Here is a 19,783-nt window from a genome sequence, read left to right as displayed (position 1 = left end):
GAGCGGGTGGTGCTCACTCGGCGGCGGAGTCGGCGTGCGGGGTGATGGTGTCGACCACCTCGCGCAGCAGTTCACGGATGGCCTTCTCCCGGCGAGCCCACTCCTTGCGGAGTTTCTCCGGGTCCGGGGTGGTCACCAGGTTGGGCTGTCGCAGCAACAGGTCGACGGCATTCATCGATTCCCGGGTCCGGTCGAAGACCTCCAGCAGCTCCTGGTAGCGGGCGACGGCGGCGGCCTCGGTCCGGCAGCGCCGGTCGGTGCAGGTGGTCTCGGCGTGGACGGTGAGGAAGCCGGTGTCGTCGGAGGTGATGGTGAGCGGCAGGCCGGTGCCCGGGACCTCGCGTCGGCACGGGTGCTGCTCGGCCAGCTCCTCGCGGGCCTCCTTGTGCAGGCCGGGGTAGCCGCCGACCTGGGCGAGCAGGTCCGCGGTGATGCCGCGCTCGTAGACGTGTACCACCGAGGCCGGGAGCTGCGGGCCGGGTGTACCGCTCACGGCGGCCGGCTCGGTGGTGCGGCGGACCCCGGGGTAGGCCGGGTGGTCGCGCCAGCGCTGCGCGAGGTCGACCAGTTCGGTGCCGCCTTCGACGCGGCCGAGCAGGGAGGTCGGGGTCGTGCCGTCGGCGTGGTCGGCGATCTCGGCGACCCGCTTCAGCCGGCGCTGCAGGGCGCGGCGGGTGGAGTGGTGCAGGCCGTCCTTGGCGAGTTCCTCGTGCAGGCGGGAGCGGACGAAGCCGACCCAGTCGTGGTGTCGGCCGCCGGGGTCCTGAGGCGGGTGGAGCGGTTCGCTCTGCACGGTCGGGTGGCTTCCTTCATGGGGTCAACTGTGGTGCGCATGGCTGGTGTTGGCGGTCAGTCTGTCATGTCGTCGGCTCGGCGTTGGGCCTGCTGCAGGTGGCGCAGTGCGGTGTCCGGGTCGGTGGTGGCGAGGTGTTCATGCCACGGGGTGTCGGGGTGGTCGTCGTGGCCGTACCAGAGCAGCGACATCTCCCGCAGCAGCCGCAGGGCATGGATCTGCTGGGGCGAGCCGACGAACCAGGCATCGGCGACGATCCGGCTGATCGCGATGGACTGCCGGGCGAAGGCCGCGCGGGTCTGCTCGGTCACCGCCGGGTCGGCGGCCCGCTCGGCGAGCCGGACCCGGACGAAGTCGGCGAAGTCGTCCACGGCGCGCTCCAGTGGCGTTCCGGCGGTGCTCGACGTCGTCACGGTGCCTCTCCTGCCGAAAACGGGGCCTGTGGGGGAAAGCCTCTCACAGCGGTTGCCTCGTATATTGGGGATTATACTAGGCTAATGATGTTAGCCATGGACGGAAGGTCAGACGAGGGTGTAGGGGCCGGTCGTCCTAGGAACCGTTCCTAGGATCGGGGGGTCTCTGCCGCCGGATCACCTACCAGCGTTGGTAGGTGATCACATGCGGAGCGTCCGGCCCTGCGGCCGGGGCCGTTAGAATCTTAACGACCCAGGGCCGAGGCCGGCCGGACCGCCACCTCCTCACGTGAGTAGGACCCGGGGGACGCTTTCCCCGGGGAGCGGGCGCGCCGGGAAGGCGTCATCGTCATGGATCCGACGGCGCCTGCCGCAGAATCAGGTCTTTTTCGGGTCGTGGTGGATATAGACTTAGGTCATCGAAAGAAGCCGATGCACCTGTTTTGCTTCCCGAACAACAACTAATCGGCTTTCAAAACCGTTGACAGGGATTAGCTTCGCGAACGTTAGCCGGGTTAGTCGATTAGAAATCAACTGCAGGTCTTCGGGATTGGTTACCGGTTCAGACTTCAAGATAATGAACTTCCGGGGGTCTTTTCCTCCGGAGGCATGGTGAAGCCGCCCGGCATCCTCCCAAGGAAGCAACCGGGCGGCCGCGGACCGCGCACAGCGCGGCGAACCATCACCACACGTGCGGCCCGGGTTGCGCCCCGGGCCGCACGGCCGCACTCAGAGCCGGCGGAGGATCTCCGCCGCCAGCCTGAGCGCTTCGATGACGATCGCACCCACCATCTGCGCGCGGCGTTCCCGCTGGTCGTCCGGCTTCTTCGGGTCCGGCTCGCCGCCGGTGTCCGAGTCCTTCGGCTCTCCAGTCATGGAACGCTGCTCCCTTCCTCGGTGGACGCGCAGGCCGCGTCCGGGCCCCCGGGTCGGAACCCAAGATCATGAGGAAGGGCCGAGGGAATACCCCTCGGAATGGCAGTGCTACGGCTGATTCTATAGTGCCCTGATGGTGCGTCAAAACTCCTTGGTGTAGCCTATGACGCTTCGTGCGCGATCAATCTTCTGACCTGCAATCTTCCTGAATTAGGAAGGGCGGTACCCGCCGGGTGGAAACTCGTCGGCCTCTCCGGTTACGTCCGGGTGTCGGTCCGCTGCGGCATCCTGGAGCCCCGTCACGAGAAGAGCGAGACCATGGACGAGAAGCTGAGGGCGCGCGCGGCCAAGGTGCGCGCGGTCGCCGAGGACAGCCGGGTGCCGGACGGCCTGCGCGAGGCCGCCCGCGACCGGCTCGCCGCCCTTGAGGAGCGGCACGGCCCACTGCCGCGGGAGGTCCCGCCGCCGCGCCAACCCGCCATCGGCAGAAGGGTTCTGGGCGAGAAGGCCGAAGCCACCTGGGACCTGCCCACCGGGGACGTCGCCGCCCTGATCAAGGCCGAGATCAGGGCAGCCCGGCAGCCGGCCCCGCGCGGAGCCGCTCCCGACGCCGTCGCGCGGCACAACCCGATCCGGGACGCACCCAAGGGCACCCGGATCACTGTGCACCACCGGCAGTTCACCGGGAACTGCGCCATCGACGTCACCATCCGCGGCGTCCCGCTGGACTGGGCGGTCGACGGCGTCGAGGAGGCCGGGCCCGGCCGCACCCGGCGGCGGCTGTCCGAGCCGTGCGGGGCGCTGGTCGACGCCGTGACCGCCATCAGCGACGCCTACAACTGGCGCGGCGACAACACCCTCGTGCACGACTTCGTCGACGTCCGCTTCTACTCCCACGTCAACCTCTACACCGCGTGCGGCGAACACCTGGTCACCTGACCACCGGACCCCGCCAACCGGAATGACGGTGCGTCAGGATCCGGTAGGATCCCTTCTGGGTATCGCAGCCCCAGACCGCCGTCCAGCCCGTGGCAGAGACGGCACACCAGGTCGGACTCGCGACGCGGCGAGCGAACACACCCTCCCCCGTCGTGCCGACCAGGCGCCCGGGCCACGGACCGCAGCGCCCCATTGGACGGCCACGATGACCGACCCCCGCCGCGCCCGCAAGGCCGACGTGCGCGCCCGCATGGCCGAGACCGGCGAGAACTACACCCAGGCCAACGCCGCGATCGCCGCGCAACGTGCCAACAGCACCGTCACCGCCCGCGTGATCGCCGACATGGACGCCCGCCACGACCGGTACGAGACGGCCGCACAGACCGCCCGCGACCACAACGTCTCCGCGTACACCACGCTGTGGCACACCTTCGATGTGATCCAGCCGCCCTGCAGCCGCATCGAGGCCTCCCTCGCCATCCCCACCGGCGACGTGGTGGCCTGGACGCACTTCACCGACGGCGGCCGCGAACTCGCCGAGCAGATCGACCGCACGGCCCAGGACAAGGGCCTGCGGCTCGCGGACGCCCGGCTGCTGCGCCGCCTCCACCAGCCCCGCCGCCACGTCAACGGCCCGCTCGTCACCAGCGTCTGGGACCTGCGCGCCGTCCTCGCCGACATCGAGGCCGGCGTGCGAGCCGGCCAGGAGGACCAGGACGAGGCCCGGGAACTCCTCGCCAAGAACTACGCGGCGTCCGTGCGCGAGGCGATGGACAGGTGGATCGCCTTCGCCTGGGTGGGCGAGCGGATCGCCATCCTGGAGCCGCCGAACATCGACCTGACCGGTGTCGACCCGGATCTGGAGGACCTCTAGCCCCCACCCGGCTTCGGGGCCGTTGCTGCTAAGCAGCGGCCCGCTCAGCGGCATCTACGACCCCACCGGGCCGGTCGGCCACGGCCCGGCACCGCCTAGCGGATCTCCAACGGCAGCAGAGCGAAGGTGCCGGAGACGTTGACGGCGGCGGTGATGATCTCGCCGCCATCCCTCGGGTCGGGGTTCACCGTCGTCTCGGAGACCAGGACGATCAACGTCGTCGGCGTGGTGGCGGTGAGCCAGGTCAGCTCGCCGATGCAGGGAAGGCGGGCCAGCGTCTTGCCGGGCCGGGCGATCTCGACATGGCCCGCGGACATCGTCACCTTCCAGCCCCGGTCCATCGCGGTGCGCAGCTGTGCCGGGGTGTGGTCCTGCGGAATGCCGACGTCGACGTGCAGGAAGCCCTCGGTGGAGAGCATGATCGGGATGGGGTTGTAGCTGCCCTTCTCGTCCGTCAGCTCGGCGTGGAACATGGGGTCGAGCAGTAGGGCCGGGGAGTGGGTGCCGAAGGCGCGGCTGCTGAAGGTGGGGTAGATCCGGTAGGGCAGGTTCTCGGGTAGTTCGGTGCCCTCGATGAGGCGCGCGGTATCCGGCACGACGAGCCGGTCTTGATCGGTCATGTGAGCTGAGCGTAGTGGCTCAACTGCCGTTCCGGGGTGCTTTGTTCAGGGATCCGCCCCGGTCGCCCGCGTCCTGCGTGCCCGTGTAGAAGGGGGGCGCCGACCTGGTTCACCCGATCGGGTGAACCAGGTCGGTCCTGTCCTCGGCCCGGCCCCGCCACGGTCCTACGCTGCTGCGCGGCGGGCGGCGGTGGCGGCTGCCGACCGGTTCGCCTCAGAGGGGGGGTGTGTGGGTGGCCGACGTCGAGCGGGCGGTGATCCGCTGCCGGCCGCAGCAGGCCAGGGTGGCCAGGCTGCTCGTCTCGTGCGCGGTGTTCCCTCACCAGGCGCCCGGGTGGGACGAGGGCTGTACGACGCGCAGCTCCGGGTTCGTCCTCTGGAACGCCGGTGACCCGCTCAGCGTGCGTTGCCGCTACGTCCACTACGAGGGAACCGAGGTGACCGAGGGGCAGTACCACGACCGGATCCGCCGGATCCTGGACCGCACCGGTCACGAGACCGAGCAGATCGACGCCCCGGCCTGCCGCAACGTCGGGGTCCGGATCACCGGTACCCGGTGGCTCGACGCAGAGGACCATCGGCTCCTCGCGGCGCTGGCCGGTGGCCGCGTGCGCCTGGCCTGTGGCCGCTGGCACGACGACAGCCGGCCCGGCCGTCCGCTCGCCCACATCACCCCGGTCCGGGACTACGTGCTCGGCGGCCTGGTCGAGCGTTCGGGTGCCGGTGTGGTTCGTTGCCGGCCTGGTGGGCTTCGTGGCCGGGGCCGGGGTGGTTGGCGTGACGTGGGGGCTGTCGTCCGGCGGTTCGACCGGCACGGCGTCGACGGCCGGCTCGCCGGGTACCGGGACGTTCGCTCTCACCGGTTCCATGATGCTCAAGAGTGGTGCCAGTTCGGGGACCACCTCATCCGGGTGCGCCGGCCTGCGCGGGTACGACGACATCGCCATGGGCACCTCGGTGACGGTGTACGACGAGAGCGGCAAGGTGTTGGCGACCGGCGCGTTGGGGAGCGGCAGCCCGAAGGGCCTGAACGGCTGCATGTTCCCGGTGGCGGTTCAGGACGTGCCGAAGGGCCCGAAGTTCTACCAGGTCGAGGTCAGTCACCGCGGGAAGACCACGCTGCAGAAGGAAGAGGCGGAGGCGGGCCTGCTCGCGGTCCAGCTCGGCTGAGTACGGGCGCTGGCGCCCTGTCAGGTCGGGCTTCGTTCCTGGTGGTCGTGGCGCGCGGCGGTGATCATCAGTGGGCCGAGGTAGCCGACCATCATGTGCATCCCGCCCATCCAGACGATGACGGGCCAGGGGGCGTGGCCGGGGTTGTCCAGGGGGTAGGTCATCGCGCTGAGGGCGACGGCGTAGACGGAGACCAGGGCGACGACGAGCCCGTGGCGGATCCGCAGGCCGAGGCTGTGATGGCGCAGGCGGTTGGTGTAGTCGGCGAGCACCCAGGCCATCGAGGGGAAGGCGAGGGCGGCCGGCCAGCACGCGACGGTGCCGTACTCGGGGCGCAGCGCGGCGGCGAAGTGGGGGACCGAGATGATCCACCAGCCGAGCGAGACGAGGGCGAGCGCGTTTACGGCGATTCGGTAGCCGGTGCTGGGCCTGCTGGCCTGGGCCGGTTCGGCGGGGGCGGCGTGCACAGCGGGCATCATGCCGCGTCTTGTGGTGGATGGGGTGGATCCGCGCTTGGGGGCGGTCAGGTGTCGTTGACGTGGCGGGGCGTCGGGCGTGTAGTGCTTTGGGGCGCGTAGTCGTACTTCGGGGTGCGGGTGTTCGGCGGGTGTGCGGTGGGAGCTGCCCGTCGAACACCGTCCATTGAAGTCCCGCGGCCTTCCAGAACCACCCGAGACCTCAGCCACCCACTCTGCCGGCGGGGCGCGGGCCCCTCGCGTACACGTGGAAACGGCGGTTCGGAAGGCTCGCCGGAGTGGTTGGTGACGGTAGGGCTGTTATCGAAAGTCACCATGGGTGTCGTAGCCGTGCTCTAGGGTTCTCACCATGACCGGGAAGCGGATCTGCGACGGCTGCGGACAGCGCCGTGCTGTGGTCACCGGGCTCTGCCTGCGCTGCTACAGACGCAAAGCTGCCGGTAAACCCCTCGTCGACCCGCAGGTCGCCCGCATCGGCCAAATAGACGGCCACGGCCAGTACGGCATCTTCGACGACGACGGCTCCACCGTCCTGTGCCACGAGTGCGGCCGCCGGCTGAAGGGACTCGCCTTCCACGTCAACCGGGCCCACGGCATGTCCGCGGCCCAGTACCGCGAAGCACACGGCCTCGCCCGAGGACTGGCCCTCATCTCGGCCGACCTGCGCGATACCCGGTCCGAGCTCTCTCGCTCCCGCATCGGCACGCCCGCATGGAACCGCTTCGAAGCCGCCAGAGATCCCGCCGCCGCAGCCGCTGCACGCGACCTCTCCAACTTCTCTGCCCAGGTCCGCCTCGGACGCGCACAGCAATCCCGAGCCAACGGCCGCACCGCCCGTCAGGCGAAGGTCCGTACCTGCCCGCACTGCGGCGCCCAATGGTGCCCCCTGCCCGGCGGCTACAACCTCAAGACCTGCCGCTCCAAGGAATGCCAGCACGCCGAGCGATCGGCCAACGCCACAGCCCGCGCACTCAAAGCCGCCACCGAACAACGCCCCCTCACCCCGGACGAAACCCAGAAACTGCGCGACCTCACCGGCCACCAACTCCTCGACCTCGTCCGCGCACTCCTCCAGGACGGCATCCAGCAACGCACCATCGCCCCGGCCATCGGCATCAGCCCAGCAGGCCTCTCCCGCCTCCTCCACGGCCACCACGTCCCCAGCACCGACCAGCCCCGCCCTGCACTCCCGTAGCTACCTTCCCCACCGTCGCGCCGCCGCCTCCCACAGCAGCCCCGCTCCTCACCAGTGGCCGCAGCCGCCGTACACACCACCCCGGCGGCCGATGCCGTCACGGAGTAACCCCGCGCGCCACCCGGGACCGATACCGGCACCGTAGAGGGGCGGCCCGGTCCCGAACCCCCGAGCGGGCCCGGGACCGCACCAGCCCGGAGCCCACGGTGACCTTCTCGGGGCCGCTGCGCACCCCACAGGCCGCCACCGACACTGATAGCCGTCACTGGGTCTCCGGTAGTCGTGGATCTGCAGACTGACGCCCTGCTGGGCTGCCCGCCGGCCGGGGCGCCATGGGTCAGACGATGTTCGGCGGGGTGGACTCCCACGCTGACACCATCCACCTTGCGGTGATCACCGACCGTGGCGGCCACGTCGCCGACGCCGAGGTCCCCACCACCGCCGCCGGCTACACCGCCGTGGTCGCGTTCCTGACCGCCCACGGCACCGTGACCGCCATCGGGGTGGAGGGAACCTCCTCCTATGGCTCCGGCTTCACCCGTGCCGCCCGCCGGACCGGCCAGACAGTGGTGGAGACCGACCGGGTCGAGCGCGGCCGCATCGGCAGGTCCGACCCCATCGAGGCATCGCTGGGGTGGCGGGTGATCGGGGTAGCCGATCTCGAAGTCCTCCACCGGCACCGGGCGATCACCCGCTCGCCAGCTGGGTCCAGTCCTGCGATGTCACCCCCTGATCGCGTGGGCGGTGCGCGCCATCACGCCCCTCGCACTCGCCGGCCTCCGACGCGGCCCCTCACCCACCGGACCCCAGCGGGCCGCCATCGACCGGGACACCTTCTTGTCCGAGAACCGCATTGAGATCGGTGCGGCCCAACCGGACTGTATCTGGTACAGGCTGGGCCAGCCCGCACCGGATCATGAAGATCACAGCGGAAGGCGCGGAGCCCGTGCCAGAGCCAGATCGGGCAGTACGTCGCCCGGTGCGGGAGAGCGATGCTCCTCCAGCCAGTAGAGGTAGACCCGGAGGTCGTTCTCCAGGCTCCCGGAGTTCGTGCCGCCTCCAATGTAGGCCGCGAAGTCGCGGACACCCTCCACGGTGCGCTGTCTGGGCATCCATGCGTCGATGCGTTCCCACGCTTGCGACTGGCCCCTCAGGTACTCGAGGACTCGCCCGCGGTCGCGCCACCACTCCCGGACCAGTTGCGGGGTCCACCGCTGGTCGCCGTCACAGTTGTAGCCACCCCACGGCTCCTCTTCGATGGCGAGGAGCACGTCCTTGACCTCGTCTGCCGTTCGCGGCTGGCGGTAGACGTACTCGCCGAAGCAGTCGTCACCGTAAAGGACATGACGGGGCGCATGGAGCCGCCCGGTCCCGCAGCTGTCCGTCTCGCCGCCGTACACCGGCCCCGGCACGTTAAGCCAGAAGAGGTCCTCCCACCGGCCCGTGTAGCAGGGGTAGGCCTCGAACAGGACTGCCGCCGCATCGAAGTAGAGCGTCATGCGGTCATCGTATGGTCAGTCCATACAGGTCGCGGGCGGTCCACAGGCTGCCCTCGCCCATGACCGCGACGGCAGCGTCCGGTGCGGTGACCCGTCGAGCAGCCGCAGAGCCTCTTCCTGATCCATCCAGTTTCTCTGAACTAACAACCGTGCCTCCGCTGTGTGGTCCGGGAGGGCTGGCAATTGCCCTCCCGGACGAGGTAGTCACAGGACGCGGTGCTCCTTGAGCCAGACGTCGTCGAGGTGGATGAAGGCCCACTTCTCGGCCTCGGCTTCCTCGCGCCCTTCGAGCAGGATCTCGTTGAACTCGGCGACTTCGACGAGGTAGAGGTGGACGTCCTCGTGCCGGATGGTGATCGTTGTTTGGGCGAAGGACGTGGTGCTCTCCGCAGTCCAGTCCAGCGGGAACTCCACGAGCATGATGTGTGTGGTGCGGTCCGGATCGAACGGCTTCCACAGGTCTCGACGGAGCTTATGGGTGCAGCCGGGGATTCGGGAGATCTCGCTCGCTGACGCTGGCACCAGGAGCTTGGCATCGATGAGCCAGCCGCCGTCGACGATGTCGTGGCCCTTGCGCCGTCCGCCGTAGAGGGTGGGCTCGCCGCCCTTCTCGCTGAGCCAGTGGGCAACGACGTGTTCGGCGGCGACGGCCTTGACTGGGCCGAATGCCGACGGCTCTATGTGGATGGTCACTGCTGTCTCCTTGGGCTCTGGCCGTCTGGCCGACGGCGGCCGGAAAGTAGCAGCGCTGGGCTTCGCTTCTGCATGCTGGGATCCGTCGGTTAGCTGGGCCGGGTGGCGATGATCGCCTCGGTGCGTACGAGCTCGTCGAAGGTGCTCTCGGGGCTGAACTCCGCCAGCGCCCGCAGCACCGCGATCGCCTCATCGATCATCCCCTGGTCGGGCTCGACGATGTCGATCCGCGTGAAGGCCCCGTGGACGGCGGCGGGGACCTGCCCGGTGCCGGTGCCCAGGTCGAGCAGCATCGGGTGGGGCGTGCCGCAGACGGTGTCGGTCAGGAGTGTGGCGGCGTCCTCGGGCAGGCCGGGCCGGAAGGCGCGGTAGGCGCTGGCCCCACCGGGGAAGAGGGACAAGTCCTTGGCTCCGGTTCGGTTCGGGCCGGTCGAGTGAGGCGGAGGGTCCGCCGGTTGGGCGCTCACGCGCGCCCCGCTGCACCCATGGCCTGGGCGGCCATCAGAACCGACACCACGGCCCCGGACAGCAGGAGCCGGCCATCCATCGCCGCGGCCACCGCCTCCTCGAGCGGCCACCACTCCACGGTCATGCCCGTCTCGGTGCTGGTCAGCTCCTGCTCACCGACCGTCAGATCCCGGGCGAGGAACATGTGCAGATAGGCAGTGGACTTGGTCATCAGCGCGATCCGGCCGAGCGGGCTCCACTCGCCGGCCGTGATGCCGGACTCCTCCTTGAGCTCGCGGCGGGCTCCCTGCAGCGGCTCCTCGCCCGGGTCCAGCTTCCCGCCGGGCGGGGTGAGGACCTCGCCGTGGACGTAGGAGCGGTAGCGGACCATGGCGATCCGGCCCTGCTCGTCCATCGCGACCGTCACCGCCCCGTCGACCCGGGCCTGGTGGAACTCGAAGGCCGCTTCGGTGCCGTCGGGCTGGGTCACCGTGTCGCGGTGGATCAGGTAGGAGCCGGTGTCCAGCAAGGTGGTGCTGCCGTGGCGCTTCCACGGCTGGGGAACGGCCGGCTGGCGGGTGACGGTCGGTGCGGCGTTCACGGGTGGGCTCCTTCGGGCCGGCTGCTGGTGAGCAGCGGGAGGTAGTGCTGCAGGTAGGGCGGGACGTGGAGGCCTAGGACTTCGGCCAGGGGGACCATGCGGACGGCCTGGCCCTCGTTGCCGAGCTGGAGGTCCTTCTCGGGGCCGTTCCAGCTGGCGTGCAGGACGCGGGTGAGCGGGAGGCCGTGGTCGGAGTGTGGGTCGGGGAGGGCGCGCAGCCCGGTGATCTCGATCCCGGCCTCCTCGCGAACCTCGCGCACCGCGGCCTCCTCGGCGCTCTCGTCGCCCTCGCGCCAGCCTCCGGGCGGGGTCCAGTAGCCGGGCCAGGGGCCGGGGCCGGTGTCGCGCAGGTGCATCAGCAGCCGGCCGTTCGGATCGGTGACCAGGGCCAGGACGCCCTCGAAGTCGTCGCTGTGCGGGGCGGGGCGCTCCAGGTAGAGCGTGCGTCCGCACCGGTGGGCGCGCAGGACCTGCCGCAGTCGCTGGTAGTGGTCCAGTTCCATGTGGTGGCGCCAGTCGTGGGCCGTCTCGAACCGGAACTCGGTGTGCTCGGCCGGATCGAGCCGGATCCGGGCCTGCTGCTCGGTGGTCAGAGTGCCGCCGTCGAAGACGTGGCCCACCACCGGCACCGGGTAGCCGGCGTCGGCCTGGGTGTGGATCACGGCGACCAGGCGGCGGCGGAGCAGCTGCGGGTTCTCTGCGGCCAGGTCCAGGCCCAGTTCCTCGCGGGCCTCGCGCACCGCGGCGTCGAACGGGGACTCGCCGTGCTCGACCATCCCTCCGGGGAAGTCCCAGACGGCCGGGTCGGTGGCCGAGCGCATCCCGAGGATCCGGCCGGCGGGGTCGGTGACGAGGAAGGAGCCGTAGGTGGCGGGTCGGGCGATGGTGGTGAGGTGGCCGCCGACGGGCCGCCAGCCGGGGGCGGCGAGGTGCTCGGCCAGCCAGGTGATGACCTGGCGCTGCCCGTCGCCGGTGCGCGGCAGGGCCTCGGGCCGGGCCCACTGCTGGCCGTCGTGGTCGTCGGACAGGACCACGACCGTGCCGTCCGCGACGACGGCAGTGAACACGAACTGCCTGACGAGGCGGCCGTTGTGGTTGGTGTAGTCCAGAGTGCGCGCGTACTCCAGCTGCAGGCCCGTGAGGCCGGTCTCCTCGGCGAGTTCGCGCGCCGCGCTGGCCTCGATGTCGTCGTCGCCCTCCCGGCCGCCGCCCGGGTACTCCCAGAGACCGGGCAGGTCGTCGTGGGCTGCCCGCCGGATCAGCAGGACCCGGCCCGAGCGGTCGCGGACCACGACGCCGACCCCGAAGCGTTCGATTCCCTCGCGGCGGGCGGAAGCCGTCAGCACCTCGAAGTCGATCATTCGTAGAGCTCCTCGTCCTGGAAGGTGAGCGCGGCGCGACCCGGCGCCGTCACGTCGCATGACAGCGTCAATGACTATGTTTTACACAGGAGTTGATGCTTCGTTGGGAACGGTGCCCGGGTTGGAGATCCTGCCGCTGTTCGAGTCGTCCGATCAAGCCAGGCGGTTCCCGGCGAGCCCGGGTCGAAGGCGGACTTTTCGATTTCAAGCGCCTTTCGGTCTGCTCTGCCCCGATCGTGTCGGTGCAGCGTGAGGCCGGAATCTGTAGTTGGCCCATGGAATCGATAGTTGGCCTAACAGTCCGCTTGGCTACAGCGGGTGACTGTGACGAAGCACGCTAACTGTCGCGTCGGTACGGCATCGGTAGCCCTCGGCGACGGTGGATTCTGGGCAGCTCGCCTGCACTCCGAGGCCCTCGACCTAGCTGGCCGCCGGGCGCCGGTGAAGGCCAAGGGCGCCGTTGCCCGTCTTACCTTCTTCGTGGGTTCGAACTGGTCATTCGTAAGATCGGCGGAGCCCAGGGGCTCTGGGTATGGCTCGTTGCCCGTTGCGGTCGGCATGGCTTAGGCAACTTGGCCGCCCGGAGCCCCGCGACGGCTCGACCACCAATTGGGAATCGCGACTCGATCGCTCCGTAAGACAACGTCGGCGAGGCCGTCTGCGGGACCGAACGTGACGACGAACTGGCGGAGGGAATCGTGCCCGAAATCTGGGCCGGACTGGACATCGGCAAGAAGCACCACCACGCGGTAGTGATCAACGGCGGCGGCAAGCGGCTGCTGTCCCGCCGCGTCCTGAACGACGAGACCGAGCTGCTCCAGCTCATCGCCGATGTCCTGGAGATATCCGGCGACGTGCTGTGGGCCGTGGACATCAACACCGGCATCGCCGCCCTGGCGACCGGCCTCCTCCTCAACCACGGACAACCCGTCGCCTACCTCACCGGCCGGACCATCCACCAGGCGTCCACCACCTACCGGGGCGAAGGCAAGACCGACGCCCGCGACGCCTTCATCATCGCCGACCAGGCCCGCGTCCGCCGCGACGTGAGCATGCTCCGCCCCGGCGACGACATCGCCCTCGACCTGCGCCTCCTGACCGCCCGGCGCCTGGACGTGGTCCACGACCGGACCCGCCAGATCAACCGTCTCCGGGCCCAGCTCCTGGAGTTCTTCCCCGCCCTGGAACGGGCCCTCGACCTAACGAAGAAGGGCCCCGTCCTCCTACTGACCGCCTACCAGACCCCGGCCGCGATCCGCCGCATGGGCGTCCGACGGCTGGAGACCTGGCTCCGCAACCGCAAGGTCCACTCCGCCGGCCCGCTCGCGGCCCGAGCCGTAGAAGCCGCCCAGGCCCAGATGACCGCCCTGCGCGGCGAGGAACTGGGCGCCGAACTCATCGCCCGCCTCGCCCGTTCAGTGGTCGCGCACAGCGACGAAGTGGCCGAACTCGACACCCGGATCGAAGCCCGCTTCCGCCAGCACCGGGACGCCGAGGTGATCCTCACCCTGCCTGGCATGGGCCCCACCCTCGGTGCCGAGTTCATCGCCGCGACCGGCGGGGATCTGACCGCCTCGCCGGCCCGGACCGCGTGGCCGGGTTCGCCGGCCTGGCCCCGGTCCCCTGGGACTCCGGGAAAGTCAGCGGCAACCTGCGCAGGCCCCGCCGATACCACCGCGGCCTCCAACGCGCCCTCTTCCTGTCCGCTCAGGTCAGCGTGTTCTGGTGCCCGGTCTCGAAGGCGTACTACGACCGGAAGAGGAAGGAGGGCAAAGGGCACGAGCAGGCCGTCATTGCCCTCGCTCGCCGACGCGTCAACGTCATATGGGCCATGATCCGCGATGACGCACCCTTCCAGACCGCCCCGGCCCCCGCCCGAGCAGCTTGACGTGGTGGCCCGCCGGCCGCCGCACCGGTTGCCGACAGGCGACTGGGCCCGCTTGTGCGCGGTGCGGCGGCTCTCGCTGTCAATGTGTCAGCGGATGAACCTCACGCTCTGCCCGCGCAGCTGCGAGTCCTCCTGGCCCGGGGTCAGGACGACGTGGGAGCCCCTGCACCGCTCGCCCGAGAAGACGATGGCGTCGCGATTGGTCCCGTTGACTGTCCGTCCGCTGATGTCGACGCCGTAGCAGATGTTGTCCTGCGGGTTCTGGATGGCCTCTTCCGTCCCTTCGGAGGTGGTGAAGTCGAAGGTGCCGGTCGCGGCATAGGCCGATCCGGTAAGGCCCACCGCCAGCAGGGCGCCTGCGGCCAGGGTGCCGAGGGTGGTGCACAGACGACGCATAGTCACTCCTTGCGTATAGAAGATGATCACGCAGGATTATCCTCAGCGGTGGACCGGGAACCCGACTGGCACGCCGCGAAGTGCCGCGTCACTCCAGCCCTCGCCGGAGCCGCTTGACAGTCGGCATTGGAAAGTCGCCGTGGCAGCCGGGCGCGGGGGGACTTCGTGCTGGAGACGGCTCTACTGGGTGCTCGAGGTTCTGGGCGATGGTCCACTCACGCCCCCCGCATCGATCGAACAGGTCGGCGGCAGCTGCGACTTCCTCTTCCCCGGGCTCGCCGTGGGCCGGAGGGACGTGCGGCGGCGCCGGTTGTGACCGCGAGGGTGTGATGCCTCGCTGGACGGAGGCTGAGTGGGTGGTCTCCGAGCCTCGCGGGCGGGCGGGTTTGTGTCGGTAGAACGCCCCCACATCATCCTCAAGGGCATGCTGCGGGTGCGCGGGCGTGCTCGCCCTTGCTCTCGTCATCCCCTGGAGCGCGGTTCCACTCGAAGGGGCGGTTTGGCTGGTCGTCGGCGTCGATCGCACCGCATGGCGGCCCGTGGTTTCGGTACGAATGACCATGGTCGCCACCCATCAGGGTCGCGACGCGTTCGTGCGCGAGGTGTTCGACGTCGCAGCCGCCCGCTACCCGCGGGGCGGATGTGGATCGACGGCCGCAGCCCGGGCAAGCGACGCAGTCCATGAGTTCAGGAGACAACGATGACGAACTACCTGGAGCGCATCTTCACGGATGCCCTCACGAAGGGCACCCCCTTCATCAAAGACATCCCGGCGGCGGTTCGGGCTGCGTTGGCACACACGCGTGCGGAGGTGCTCGGCGACGCGACGCTGTCCTCCCCTTCGATCAAACCCCTGCCGGACAGCCAGCAGATCTACTCGATTGACTACACGAACGACACGTCCGTGGAGCAGTCGCAGACCCTCAAGATCTCGAAGGATGTCACCCGGTCGGTGACGGTGAGCAAGACGAAGACGTTCGAGGCGGACCAGGAGATCTCGATGGAGGTCAAGCTGGAGGGCTTCGGGAGTATGGGAGGGAAGATCGGCTTCAAGGAGGGGCAGAGCAGTACGAGTTCCGAGGAGAAGAGTGTCACCGAGACCTGGGGGGTCGACACTCCGGTCAGGGTTCCCCCGCACACGGGGGTCACGGCGGTGGTCTTCGTGGACGAAGGGGAGCTCACGGTCGGCTTCGAGGGGCGTGCCCACCTCTACCTGCACTTTGATGATGGCAAGGAGTACGAGATCGGCGTCTTCATCTCCTATCTGGACCTGGGAACCGACGAGACGAAGGCCTACTACGGCTTTGACCTGGAGGGCAAGAGCGCGGCGGACAGTCCTCGGTACCGGCTCGACGGCACGGAGTTGATCGGGCGTGCGACCGGGTCCCTGTCCGCGAAGGCCGGGGTGAGGGTGAGGACCGTGGTGACCGAGAGGAAGAAGGGGGCCGAGGAAACGCCGCTTCAGGTTCTGGAGACCCTTCCGGGCGACGCGCAGGTCGCGCTCCTGGGGGCAGTTCTGGAGAACGCGGTGTAGTGCCGGCGGGCGGCGGCGCCGGCGCCGCCGAACTCCACCGCCCGGTCCTGCGTGGCCCCCTGGCGCTCTTTCCGGGATCCCGCCGGGCTCGGTGTCGGCGTTCTCCGGAGCCGGCCGTGTCTGCGGGCCGGGTTGCGCCACTCTCGCGGGTGATTGCCGCCCGGGGGGTGTCCTCTTTCGGGGATTTCGCTCGTGGGCGGTGGCATTGGGTGGTGTGGTTCTCGGGTGAGTACACGAACCGATCCGGTGATTCGTTCGGATGTGTGTGACCTGGCAGCGCTGATCACACCGTTCACGGGTGACACCGTCTTCCGCCGGGACCTGGTGCTGGACGGTTCCTGGCCGCGCCGGTGGTCGACGACCTGGACCGTCGGCGGCGGCCAGGTCGTCTGGCCGGTGCGGGACCTGGGCTCGGTACCGGTCCTGGACTCGCGGCCGGTTCGCCGGTTCACCTGGCGGGCGAGGCAGCGGCACCGGCCGGGTTTGGAGTTCATGGTCTCCACCGGCCGGCAGCACGGGTTCGAGTCGCTGGAGGAGCGGGACCTGCTGCGGGCGCTGGACTTCGTGCGGGCCCGGGAGGTGCTGCCGCAGGCGTTCCGCCTGGACTTCGAGCACACCGGCGGCCGCTCGGCGCACATCCCGGACTTCCTGGCGCTGATGCCTGACGGCAACTGGCTGTTCGACGTGCGCCCGGCCGCGCTGGTCCGCGACGAGGACGCGCTGAAGTTCGCCGCAGCACGGGAGGTCGCGACGGCGGCGGGCTGGCACTACACCGTGGTCGGCGGCTGGCGTCCGCACGTCCAGTCGGTGCTGGACGCGTTGTCGGCCCGGCGCCGGACACGCACAGACCCGCTCGGTCTGCAGGGGCAGCTCCTGGCCGCCGTGGCTGACGGACCGTTGCGGTTCGGGGAACTGGTGGAGGCCACGCAGTGGCCCGAGCTCGCTCGAACGGAGGCGATCCATCTGCTCTGGCACCGCCGGCTCAGTATCGATCTGAGTGAGCCGCTCGGCGACCGGTCCCCGGTCTGGCCCGCCGGGCAGCAGCCCGGCCCCGCTGCGATGGGGCGACGGTCGTGAGCCGCGGCGTCCTGGTCCTGGCACCCGGGGTCCGACTGGAGCTCAGCGGCGTCCGTTACACGGTTGAGGAACTGGAACCGCACCTGGGCCGGGTGGTCCTGGCCGATGCCGGCGGAGAGCGGAGCCGGCGGTCGTTGCGCTGGCTGGCGAACCACCCCGGCATCCGTGCACTGGCCGCTCCCGGCCGTCTGGCCCCAGCGGGCGGCGACCGGCGGGGAGTGGTTCTGTCCGACCTGACCCCCGACCAGGTGCGGCGGGCTCGGATCCGGGCCGAGCACGTGTTGGAGACCCAGAGCGGCTTTCGGGCCGGGCGCCCGGAGCGGGCCCTGCCGGGCGAGCCGAGACCGGGGTTCGACCCGGTGACGACCACCCTTGGCGAGCGCCGCCGGGCCAAGGCCGCCGAGCTGCGGGCGATGCCGGCCGTCGAGGCGGAGGCGCTGGGGCTGCGCTTCATGAGTGAGCGGACGCTGAAGCGTCTGGCCAGCAGCGAGGGCGAGGATCTGGTGCTGGCCTGCGCGGACGGCCGCTGGCTCCGCGCGGGCGGAGGCCGGCCGAGCATCACCCCGGAGATCCGTGAAGGGATCTACGCCGTCCGGGAGGAGTCCCTGCGGCGCTCGCGGATGACGATGGCCGCCCGGCACCGGCTGCTGCACCAGTACGTCCGGGAGGTGTTCCCGGACTTTCCCGCCGAGGATGTTCCGTGCTGCAAGACGCTGGCGGCGGTCTGGCGGGAGTGGTTCGGCCCGGACGGGTCACGTCAGCGCTACGTCCGCACGGCCGAGGTCGCGCAGGCGGGGCGGCGGGTGGTGGTCCACCGGCCGGGGCAGGTGGTCGCGCTGGACTCGACGCCGTTGCCGGTGAAGGTCCGCGAGCAGGTGTTCGGGGAGCCGGTGTCGGCGGTGATGTCGCTGGCGCTGGACCTCTACACGCATTCGATCGTGGCGTTCCGGCTCACGCTGGTGTCGGACACCTCGGTGGACATCGCGATGCTGCTGCGGGACGTGGTGATGCCGCTGCCGATGCGCGAGGGCTGGGGCGAGGACATGGAGTGGCCCTACCCCGGCGCTCCGGCCACGCTGGTCGCCCAGTTCGCCGGGCACAGGGTCGCCGCGCTGCCGTTCTTCGCGCCGGAGACGGTCACCACCGACCACGGCGGCCCCTACAAGAGCCACCAGATCGTCGCCGCCGAGCGGGCGTTGGGCTGCACGATCCTTCCGGCGAGGACGCTTCGGGCCCACGACAAGTTCGCTGTCGAGCGGGCGTTCTCCTCGATCAAGACGCTGCTGCTGGAGCACCTGCTGGGCTTCACCGGCACCGATGTCGCCGACCGGGGCGCCGACCCCGAGGCGGACGCGGTGCTGACGCTGGCCCAGGTCGAACACGCGGTCGCCACCTGGGTGGTGAAGGTCTGGCAGAACCGCGAGTTGGGCGAGTACGCGCCGGCCTGGGCACCGGACGGCCCCCACAGCCCGAACTCGCTGTTCGCGGCATCAACACGGCAGGGCGGCCTGGACCTGGAGATCCCGGGCCCGGAGCTCTACTACAAGCTCCTGCGTCCCCACCACGTGAAGATCCACGCGGGCCGCGGGGTGAAGATCCTCGGGCTCTTCTACTACGCCGACGTCCTGGACGAGGACCGCTTCCACGGCCCGTCGTCACGGGGAGGCCGGCACAAGGGCAAGTGGGTCATCCGCTCCGACCGCCGCGACCGCCGCACCGTGTTCTTCCAGGACCCCGACGATCCCGAACGCTGGCACGTCCTGCGCTGGACCGGCCTGCCTCCCGAGGGCGAGGTCCCGGCGTTCTCGGACATCAACGTCCACGCCCTGCTCGGCGAGGTCCGCCGGGCCGGGCTGAAACCGCGCTCGGACGAGGAACTGCTGCCAGTGCTCCTGGACATCCTCGGCTCGGCGATTCCGGTCAGCCAGTGGCCCTCCCAGATGGGCAAGCGGGAGAAGACCGCCCGCTCGCGCCGGGCCGCCGACGCCGCGCAAGCCGCAGCCGACCAGCCCTCCACGTCAGAGGGCCCGGCGGCCGAAGTGGTCGCCTGGCCCGTCGAGGCCGCTGGCATCGCGAAGGCGGTCGATGCGGAACGACGCCGGCTACGCGAGGTGTCGTCGGTCCGTCGCCCGGTCCCGCCGCCGCGGCTGGGCGACAGCCTGCGCCGGCGCAACCTCTTCCTCATTCCGCCCGACGACGCCCCCGCACCGCTTGAGGACCACGCATGACCGATGCCGCACCGACCCACCCGCTCGCCGGGATCCTCGGCGGCAAGCCTCCCCGTCGGGACACCTACGAGGGCTGGCAGTACTACTGCCGGTCCCGCCGGTCCTTCGTCCCAGCGCCCCGACTGTCCCTGGACCAGTGGCAGGCGATGAGCGATCGCGACAAGGCGCTCCACAACCTGCACCGCACGGCGACGCACGTCAACATGCCGCTGCAGGAGACACCGATGGCGAAGAGAGTCGCCTCTCTCGTCGACCGGCGCATCCGGGGCAACGCCATGCGGCTCACGTCCGCGACCTGGCCCGGGGTGATGGTCTTCGGCCTCGGTTACCAGGGAAAGACTGAGACCGTCTGCGACATCGCCGCCGAGTTCGAGGTCACCTTCCGGGAAGCGGGCGACCAGATCAATCCGTATGCGATGCCCGGAACGCGAGCGCTTCACGCACCTGTCGTCTATGTCCAGACGCCGGTCACTGCGACGCCGAAGAGCACCTGCCAGGCGATCCTCGACTTCTTCGGCGCCCACACGAAGGGCCTGACCCTTCCCCAGCTCGTCCAGCAGGTCGCGGCCTCGCTCGACGGCCATGGGGTCCGTGCGCTGATTCTGGATTTTACCGACCGCAGGTAGTGCCGCCCGTGATGTCCGTCTGGGCCTGTGACCAGGGCGTCGCGGGCTCGTTTACCGACCGTGTCCGGAACGCCTGT

General features: G+C 70.1%; 20 protein-coding genes and 1 pseudogene. 10 read left to right on the top strand and 11 right to left on the bottom strand.

What is annotated here, in order from left to right:
* Nucleotides 1–13: 13 nt before the first annotated feature.
* The 3 genes from AB0P03_RS36465 to AB0P03_RS36455 form a co-directional block, all read right to left on the bottom strand.
* Nucleotides 14–793 carry a hypothetical protein gene (locus AB0P03_RS36465; RefSeq protein WP_363632936.1) on the bottom strand — a complete coding sequence of 260 codons (780 nt, stop codon included), beginning with the start codon at nucleotides 791–793 and terminating at the stop codon, nucleotides 14–16.
* 56 nt (nucleotides 794–849) lie between these two features.
* Nucleotides 850–1,206 carry a hypothetical protein gene (locus AB0P03_RS36460; RefSeq protein WP_363632934.1) on the bottom strand — a complete coding sequence of 119 codons (357 nt, stop codon included), beginning with the start codon at nucleotides 1,204–1,206 and terminating at the stop codon, nucleotides 850–852.
* 729 nt (nucleotides 1,207–1,935) lie between these two features.
* Complete coding sequence (locus tag AB0P03_RS36455; RefSeq protein ID WP_363632932.1) at nucleotides 1,936–2,082, bottom strand: hypothetical protein; 147 nt, start codon at nucleotides 2,080–2,082, stop codon at nucleotides 1,936–1,938.
* A gap of 318 nt (nucleotides 2,083–2,400) precedes the next feature.
* Here AB0P03_RS36455 and AB0P03_RS36450 point away from each other — a divergent pair, with 318 nt between their 5' ends.
* Both AB0P03_RS36450 and AB0P03_RS36445 read left to right on the top strand, forming a co-directional pair.
* Nucleotides 2,401–3,021 carry a hypothetical protein gene (locus tag AB0P03_RS36450; RefSeq protein ID WP_363632931.1) on the top strand — a complete coding sequence of 207 codons (621 nt, stop codon included), beginning with the start codon at nucleotides 2,401–2,403 and terminating at the stop codon, nucleotides 3,019–3,021.
* 205 nt (nucleotides 3,022–3,226) lie between these two features.
* Nucleotides 3,227–3,895, top strand: a complete 669-nt coding sequence (locus AB0P03_RS36445; RefSeq protein WP_363632929.1) for a hypothetical protein — start codon at nucleotides 3,227–3,229, stop codon at nucleotides 3,893–3,895.
* Between the two features lie 95 nt (nucleotides 3,896–3,990).
* Here AB0P03_RS36445 and AB0P03_RS36440 read toward each other — a convergent pair whose 3' ends face one another.
* The gene (locus AB0P03_RS36440; protein WP_363632927.1) at nucleotides 3,991–4,515 is read right to left on the bottom strand and encodes a hypothetical protein; all 525 of its coding nucleotides are present in this window, start codon (nucleotides 4,513–4,515) and stop codon (nucleotides 3,991–3,993) included.
* Nucleotides 4,516–5,232: 717 nt separating this feature from the next.
* Here AB0P03_RS36440 and AB0P03_RS36435 point away from each other — a divergent pair.
* Entirely contained in the window at nucleotides 5,233–5,685 is a 453-nt protein-coding gene (locus tag AB0P03_RS36435) for a hypothetical protein (protein WP_363632925.1), read from the top strand.
* 20 nt (nucleotides 5,686–5,705) lie between these two features.
* Here the strand turns inward: AB0P03_RS36435 and AB0P03_RS36430 are convergent, their stop codons facing one another.
* A complete protein-coding gene (locus tag AB0P03_RS36430) occupies nucleotides 5,706–6,164 on the bottom strand; it encodes a hypothetical protein (RefSeq protein WP_363632923.1) in 459 nt (152 codons plus the stop codon).
* 346 nt (nucleotides 6,165–6,510) lie between these two features.
* Between AB0P03_RS36430 and AB0P03_RS36425 the strand changes: the two genes are divergently transcribed.
* Nucleotides 6,511–7,356: a MucR family transcriptional regulator gene (locus tag AB0P03_RS36425; protein WP_363632922.1), complete on the top strand. Its 846-nt coding sequence runs from the start codon at nucleotides 6,511–6,513 to the stop codon at nucleotides 7,354–7,356.
* Between the two features lie 332 nt (nucleotides 7,357–7,688).
* A complete protein-coding gene (locus AB0P03_RS36420; protein ID WP_363632920.1) occupies nucleotides 7,689–8,213 on the top strand; it encodes a transposase in 525 nt (174 codons plus the stop codon).
* A gap of 66 nt (nucleotides 8,214–8,279) precedes the next feature.
* Here AB0P03_RS36420 and AB0P03_RS36415 read toward each other — a convergent pair whose 3' ends face one another.
* The 5 genes from AB0P03_RS36415 to AB0P03_RS36395 all read right to left on the bottom strand — a co-directional run bounded on the left by AB0P03_RS36415 (nucleotide 8,280) and on the right by AB0P03_RS36395 (nucleotide 11,957).
* Nucleotides 8,280–8,855 (bottom strand): ferredoxin, encoded by a 576-nt coding sequence (locus AB0P03_RS36415; RefSeq protein ID WP_363632918.1) that lies wholly within the window; start codon nucleotides 8,853–8,855, stop codon nucleotides 8,280–8,282.
* A gap of 204 nt (nucleotides 8,856–9,059) precedes the next feature.
* Nucleotides 9,060–9,548, bottom strand: a complete 489-nt coding sequence (locus AB0P03_RS36410) for a hypothetical protein (protein ID WP_363632917.1) — start codon at nucleotides 9,546–9,548, stop codon at nucleotides 9,060–9,062.
* An 89-nt stretch (nucleotides 9,549–9,637) separates the two neighbouring features.
* Nucleotides 9,638–9,949 (bottom strand): hypothetical protein, encoded by a 312-nt coding sequence (locus AB0P03_RS36405; protein WP_363632915.1) that lies wholly within the window; start codon nucleotides 9,947–9,949, stop codon nucleotides 9,638–9,640.
* Nucleotides 9,950–10,011: 62 nt separating this feature from the next.
* Complete coding sequence (locus AB0P03_RS36400) at nucleotides 10,012–10,596, bottom strand: NUDIX hydrolase (RefSeq protein ID WP_363632913.1); 585 nt, start codon at nucleotides 10,594–10,596, stop codon at nucleotides 10,012–10,014.
* Nucleotides 10,593–11,957 carry an NUDIX hydrolase gene (locus tag AB0P03_RS36395; protein ID WP_363632912.1) on the bottom strand — a complete coding sequence of 455 codons (1,365 nt, stop codon included), beginning with the start codon at nucleotides 11,955–11,957 and terminating at the stop codon, nucleotides 10,593–10,595. The genes AB0P03_RS36400 and AB0P03_RS36395 overlap by 4 nt, the downstream gene beginning before the upstream one ends.
* A 695-nt stretch (nucleotides 11,958–12,652) precedes the next feature.
* On the opposite strand from AB0P03_RS36395, the pseudogene AB0P03_RS36390 reads away from it, so the two are divergent.
* Nucleotides 12,653–13,845, top strand: a pseudogene (locus tag AB0P03_RS36390) (IS110 family transposase).
* A gap of 87 nt (nucleotides 13,846–13,932) precedes the next feature.
* Here the strand turns inward: AB0P03_RS36390 and AB0P03_RS36385 are convergent.
* A complete protein-coding gene (locus AB0P03_RS36385) occupies nucleotides 13,933–14,241 on the bottom strand; it encodes a hypothetical protein (protein WP_363632911.1) in 309 nt (102 codons plus the stop codon).
* A gap of 700 nt (nucleotides 14,242–14,941) precedes the next feature.
* Between AB0P03_RS36385 and AB0P03_RS36380 the strand changes: the two genes are divergently transcribed.
* The 4 genes from AB0P03_RS36380 (at nucleotide 14,942) to AB0P03_RS36365 (ending at nucleotide 19,706) form a co-directional block, all read left to right on the top strand.
* Entirely contained in the window at nucleotides 14,942–15,775 is an 834-nt protein-coding gene (locus tag AB0P03_RS36380) for an ETX/MTX2 family pore-forming toxin (RefSeq protein WP_363632909.1), read from the top strand.
* Between the two features lie 261 nt (nucleotides 15,776–16,036).
* A complete protein-coding gene (locus tag AB0P03_RS36375) occupies nucleotides 16,037–16,852 on the top strand; it encodes a TnsA-like heteromeric transposase endonuclease subunit (protein ID WP_363632908.1) in 816 nt (271 codons plus the stop codon).
* On the top strand, nucleotides 16,849–19,080 hold the full coding sequence (locus tag AB0P03_RS36370) for a transposase (protein WP_363632907.1): 2,232 nt from the start codon (nucleotides 16,849–16,851) through the stop codon (nucleotides 19,078–19,080). Before AB0P03_RS36375 ends, AB0P03_RS36370 begins: the two co-directional genes overlap by 4 nt.
* A complete protein-coding gene (locus AB0P03_RS36365; RefSeq protein ID WP_363632906.1) occupies nucleotides 19,077–19,706 on the top strand; it encodes a TniB family NTP-binding protein in 630 nt (209 codons plus the stop codon). The genes AB0P03_RS36370 and AB0P03_RS36365 overlap by 4 nt, the downstream gene beginning before the upstream one ends.
* Nucleotides 19,707–19,783 lie beyond the last annotated feature (77 nt).

It is taken from the genome of Kitasatospora sp. NPDC088779 (assembly GCF_040685395.1).
Taxonomy (GTDB): domain Bacteria; phylum Actinomycetota; class Actinomycetes; order Streptomycetales; family Streptomycetaceae; genus Kitasatospora.
This window is presented reverse-complemented; position numbering and strand designations above follow the sequence as displayed.

Excerpts from the sequence above, each read along its gene's own strand:
- AB0P03_RS36455 (WP_363632932.1), bottom strand. The coding sequence starts at position 2,082 with ATGACTGGAGAGCCGAAGGACTCGGACACCGGCGGCGAGCCGGACCCG.
- AB0P03_RS36450 (WP_363632931.1), top strand. The coding sequence starts at position 2,401 with ATGGACGAGAAGCTGAGGGCGCGCGCGGCCAAGGTGCGCGCGGTCGCC.
- AB0P03_RS36445 (WP_363632929.1), top strand. The coding sequence starts at position 3,227 with ATGACCGACCCCCGCCGCGCCCGCAAGGCCGACGTGCGCGCCCGCATG.
- AB0P03_RS36440 (WP_363632927.1), bottom strand. The coding sequence starts at position 4,515 with ATGACCGATCAAGACCGGCTCGTCGTGCCGGATACCGCGCGCCTCATC.
- AB0P03_RS36430 (WP_363632923.1), bottom strand. The coding sequence starts at position 6,164 with ATGATGCCCGCTGTGCACGCCGCCCCCGCCGAACCGGCCCAGGCCAGC.
- AB0P03_RS36425 (WP_363632922.1), top strand. The coding sequence starts at position 6,511 with ATGACCGGGAAGCGGATCTGCGACGGCTGCGGACAGCGCCGTGCTGTG.
- AB0P03_RS36420 (WP_363632920.1), top strand. The coding sequence starts at position 7,689 with ATGGGTCAGACGATGTTCGGCGGGGTGGACTCCCACGCTGACACCATC.
- AB0P03_RS36415 (WP_363632918.1), bottom strand. The coding sequence starts at position 8,855 with ATGACGCTCTACTTCGATGCGGCGGCAGTCCTGTTCGAGGCCTACCCC.
- AB0P03_RS36395 (WP_363632912.1), bottom strand. The coding sequence starts at position 11,957 with ATGATCGACTTCGAGGTGCTGACGGCTTCCGCCCGCCGCGAGGGAATC.
- AB0P03_RS36385 (WP_363632911.1), bottom strand. The coding sequence starts at position 14,241 with ATGCGTCGTCTGTGCACCACCCTCGGCACCCTGGCCGCAGGCGCCCTG.
- AB0P03_RS36380 (WP_363632909.1), top strand. The coding sequence starts at position 14,942 with ATGACGAACTACCTGGAGCGCATCTTCACGGATGCCCTCACGAAGGGC.
- AB0P03_RS36365 (WP_363632906.1), top strand. The coding sequence starts at position 19,077 with ATGACCGATGCCGCACCGACCCACCCGCTCGCCGGGATCCTCGGCGGC.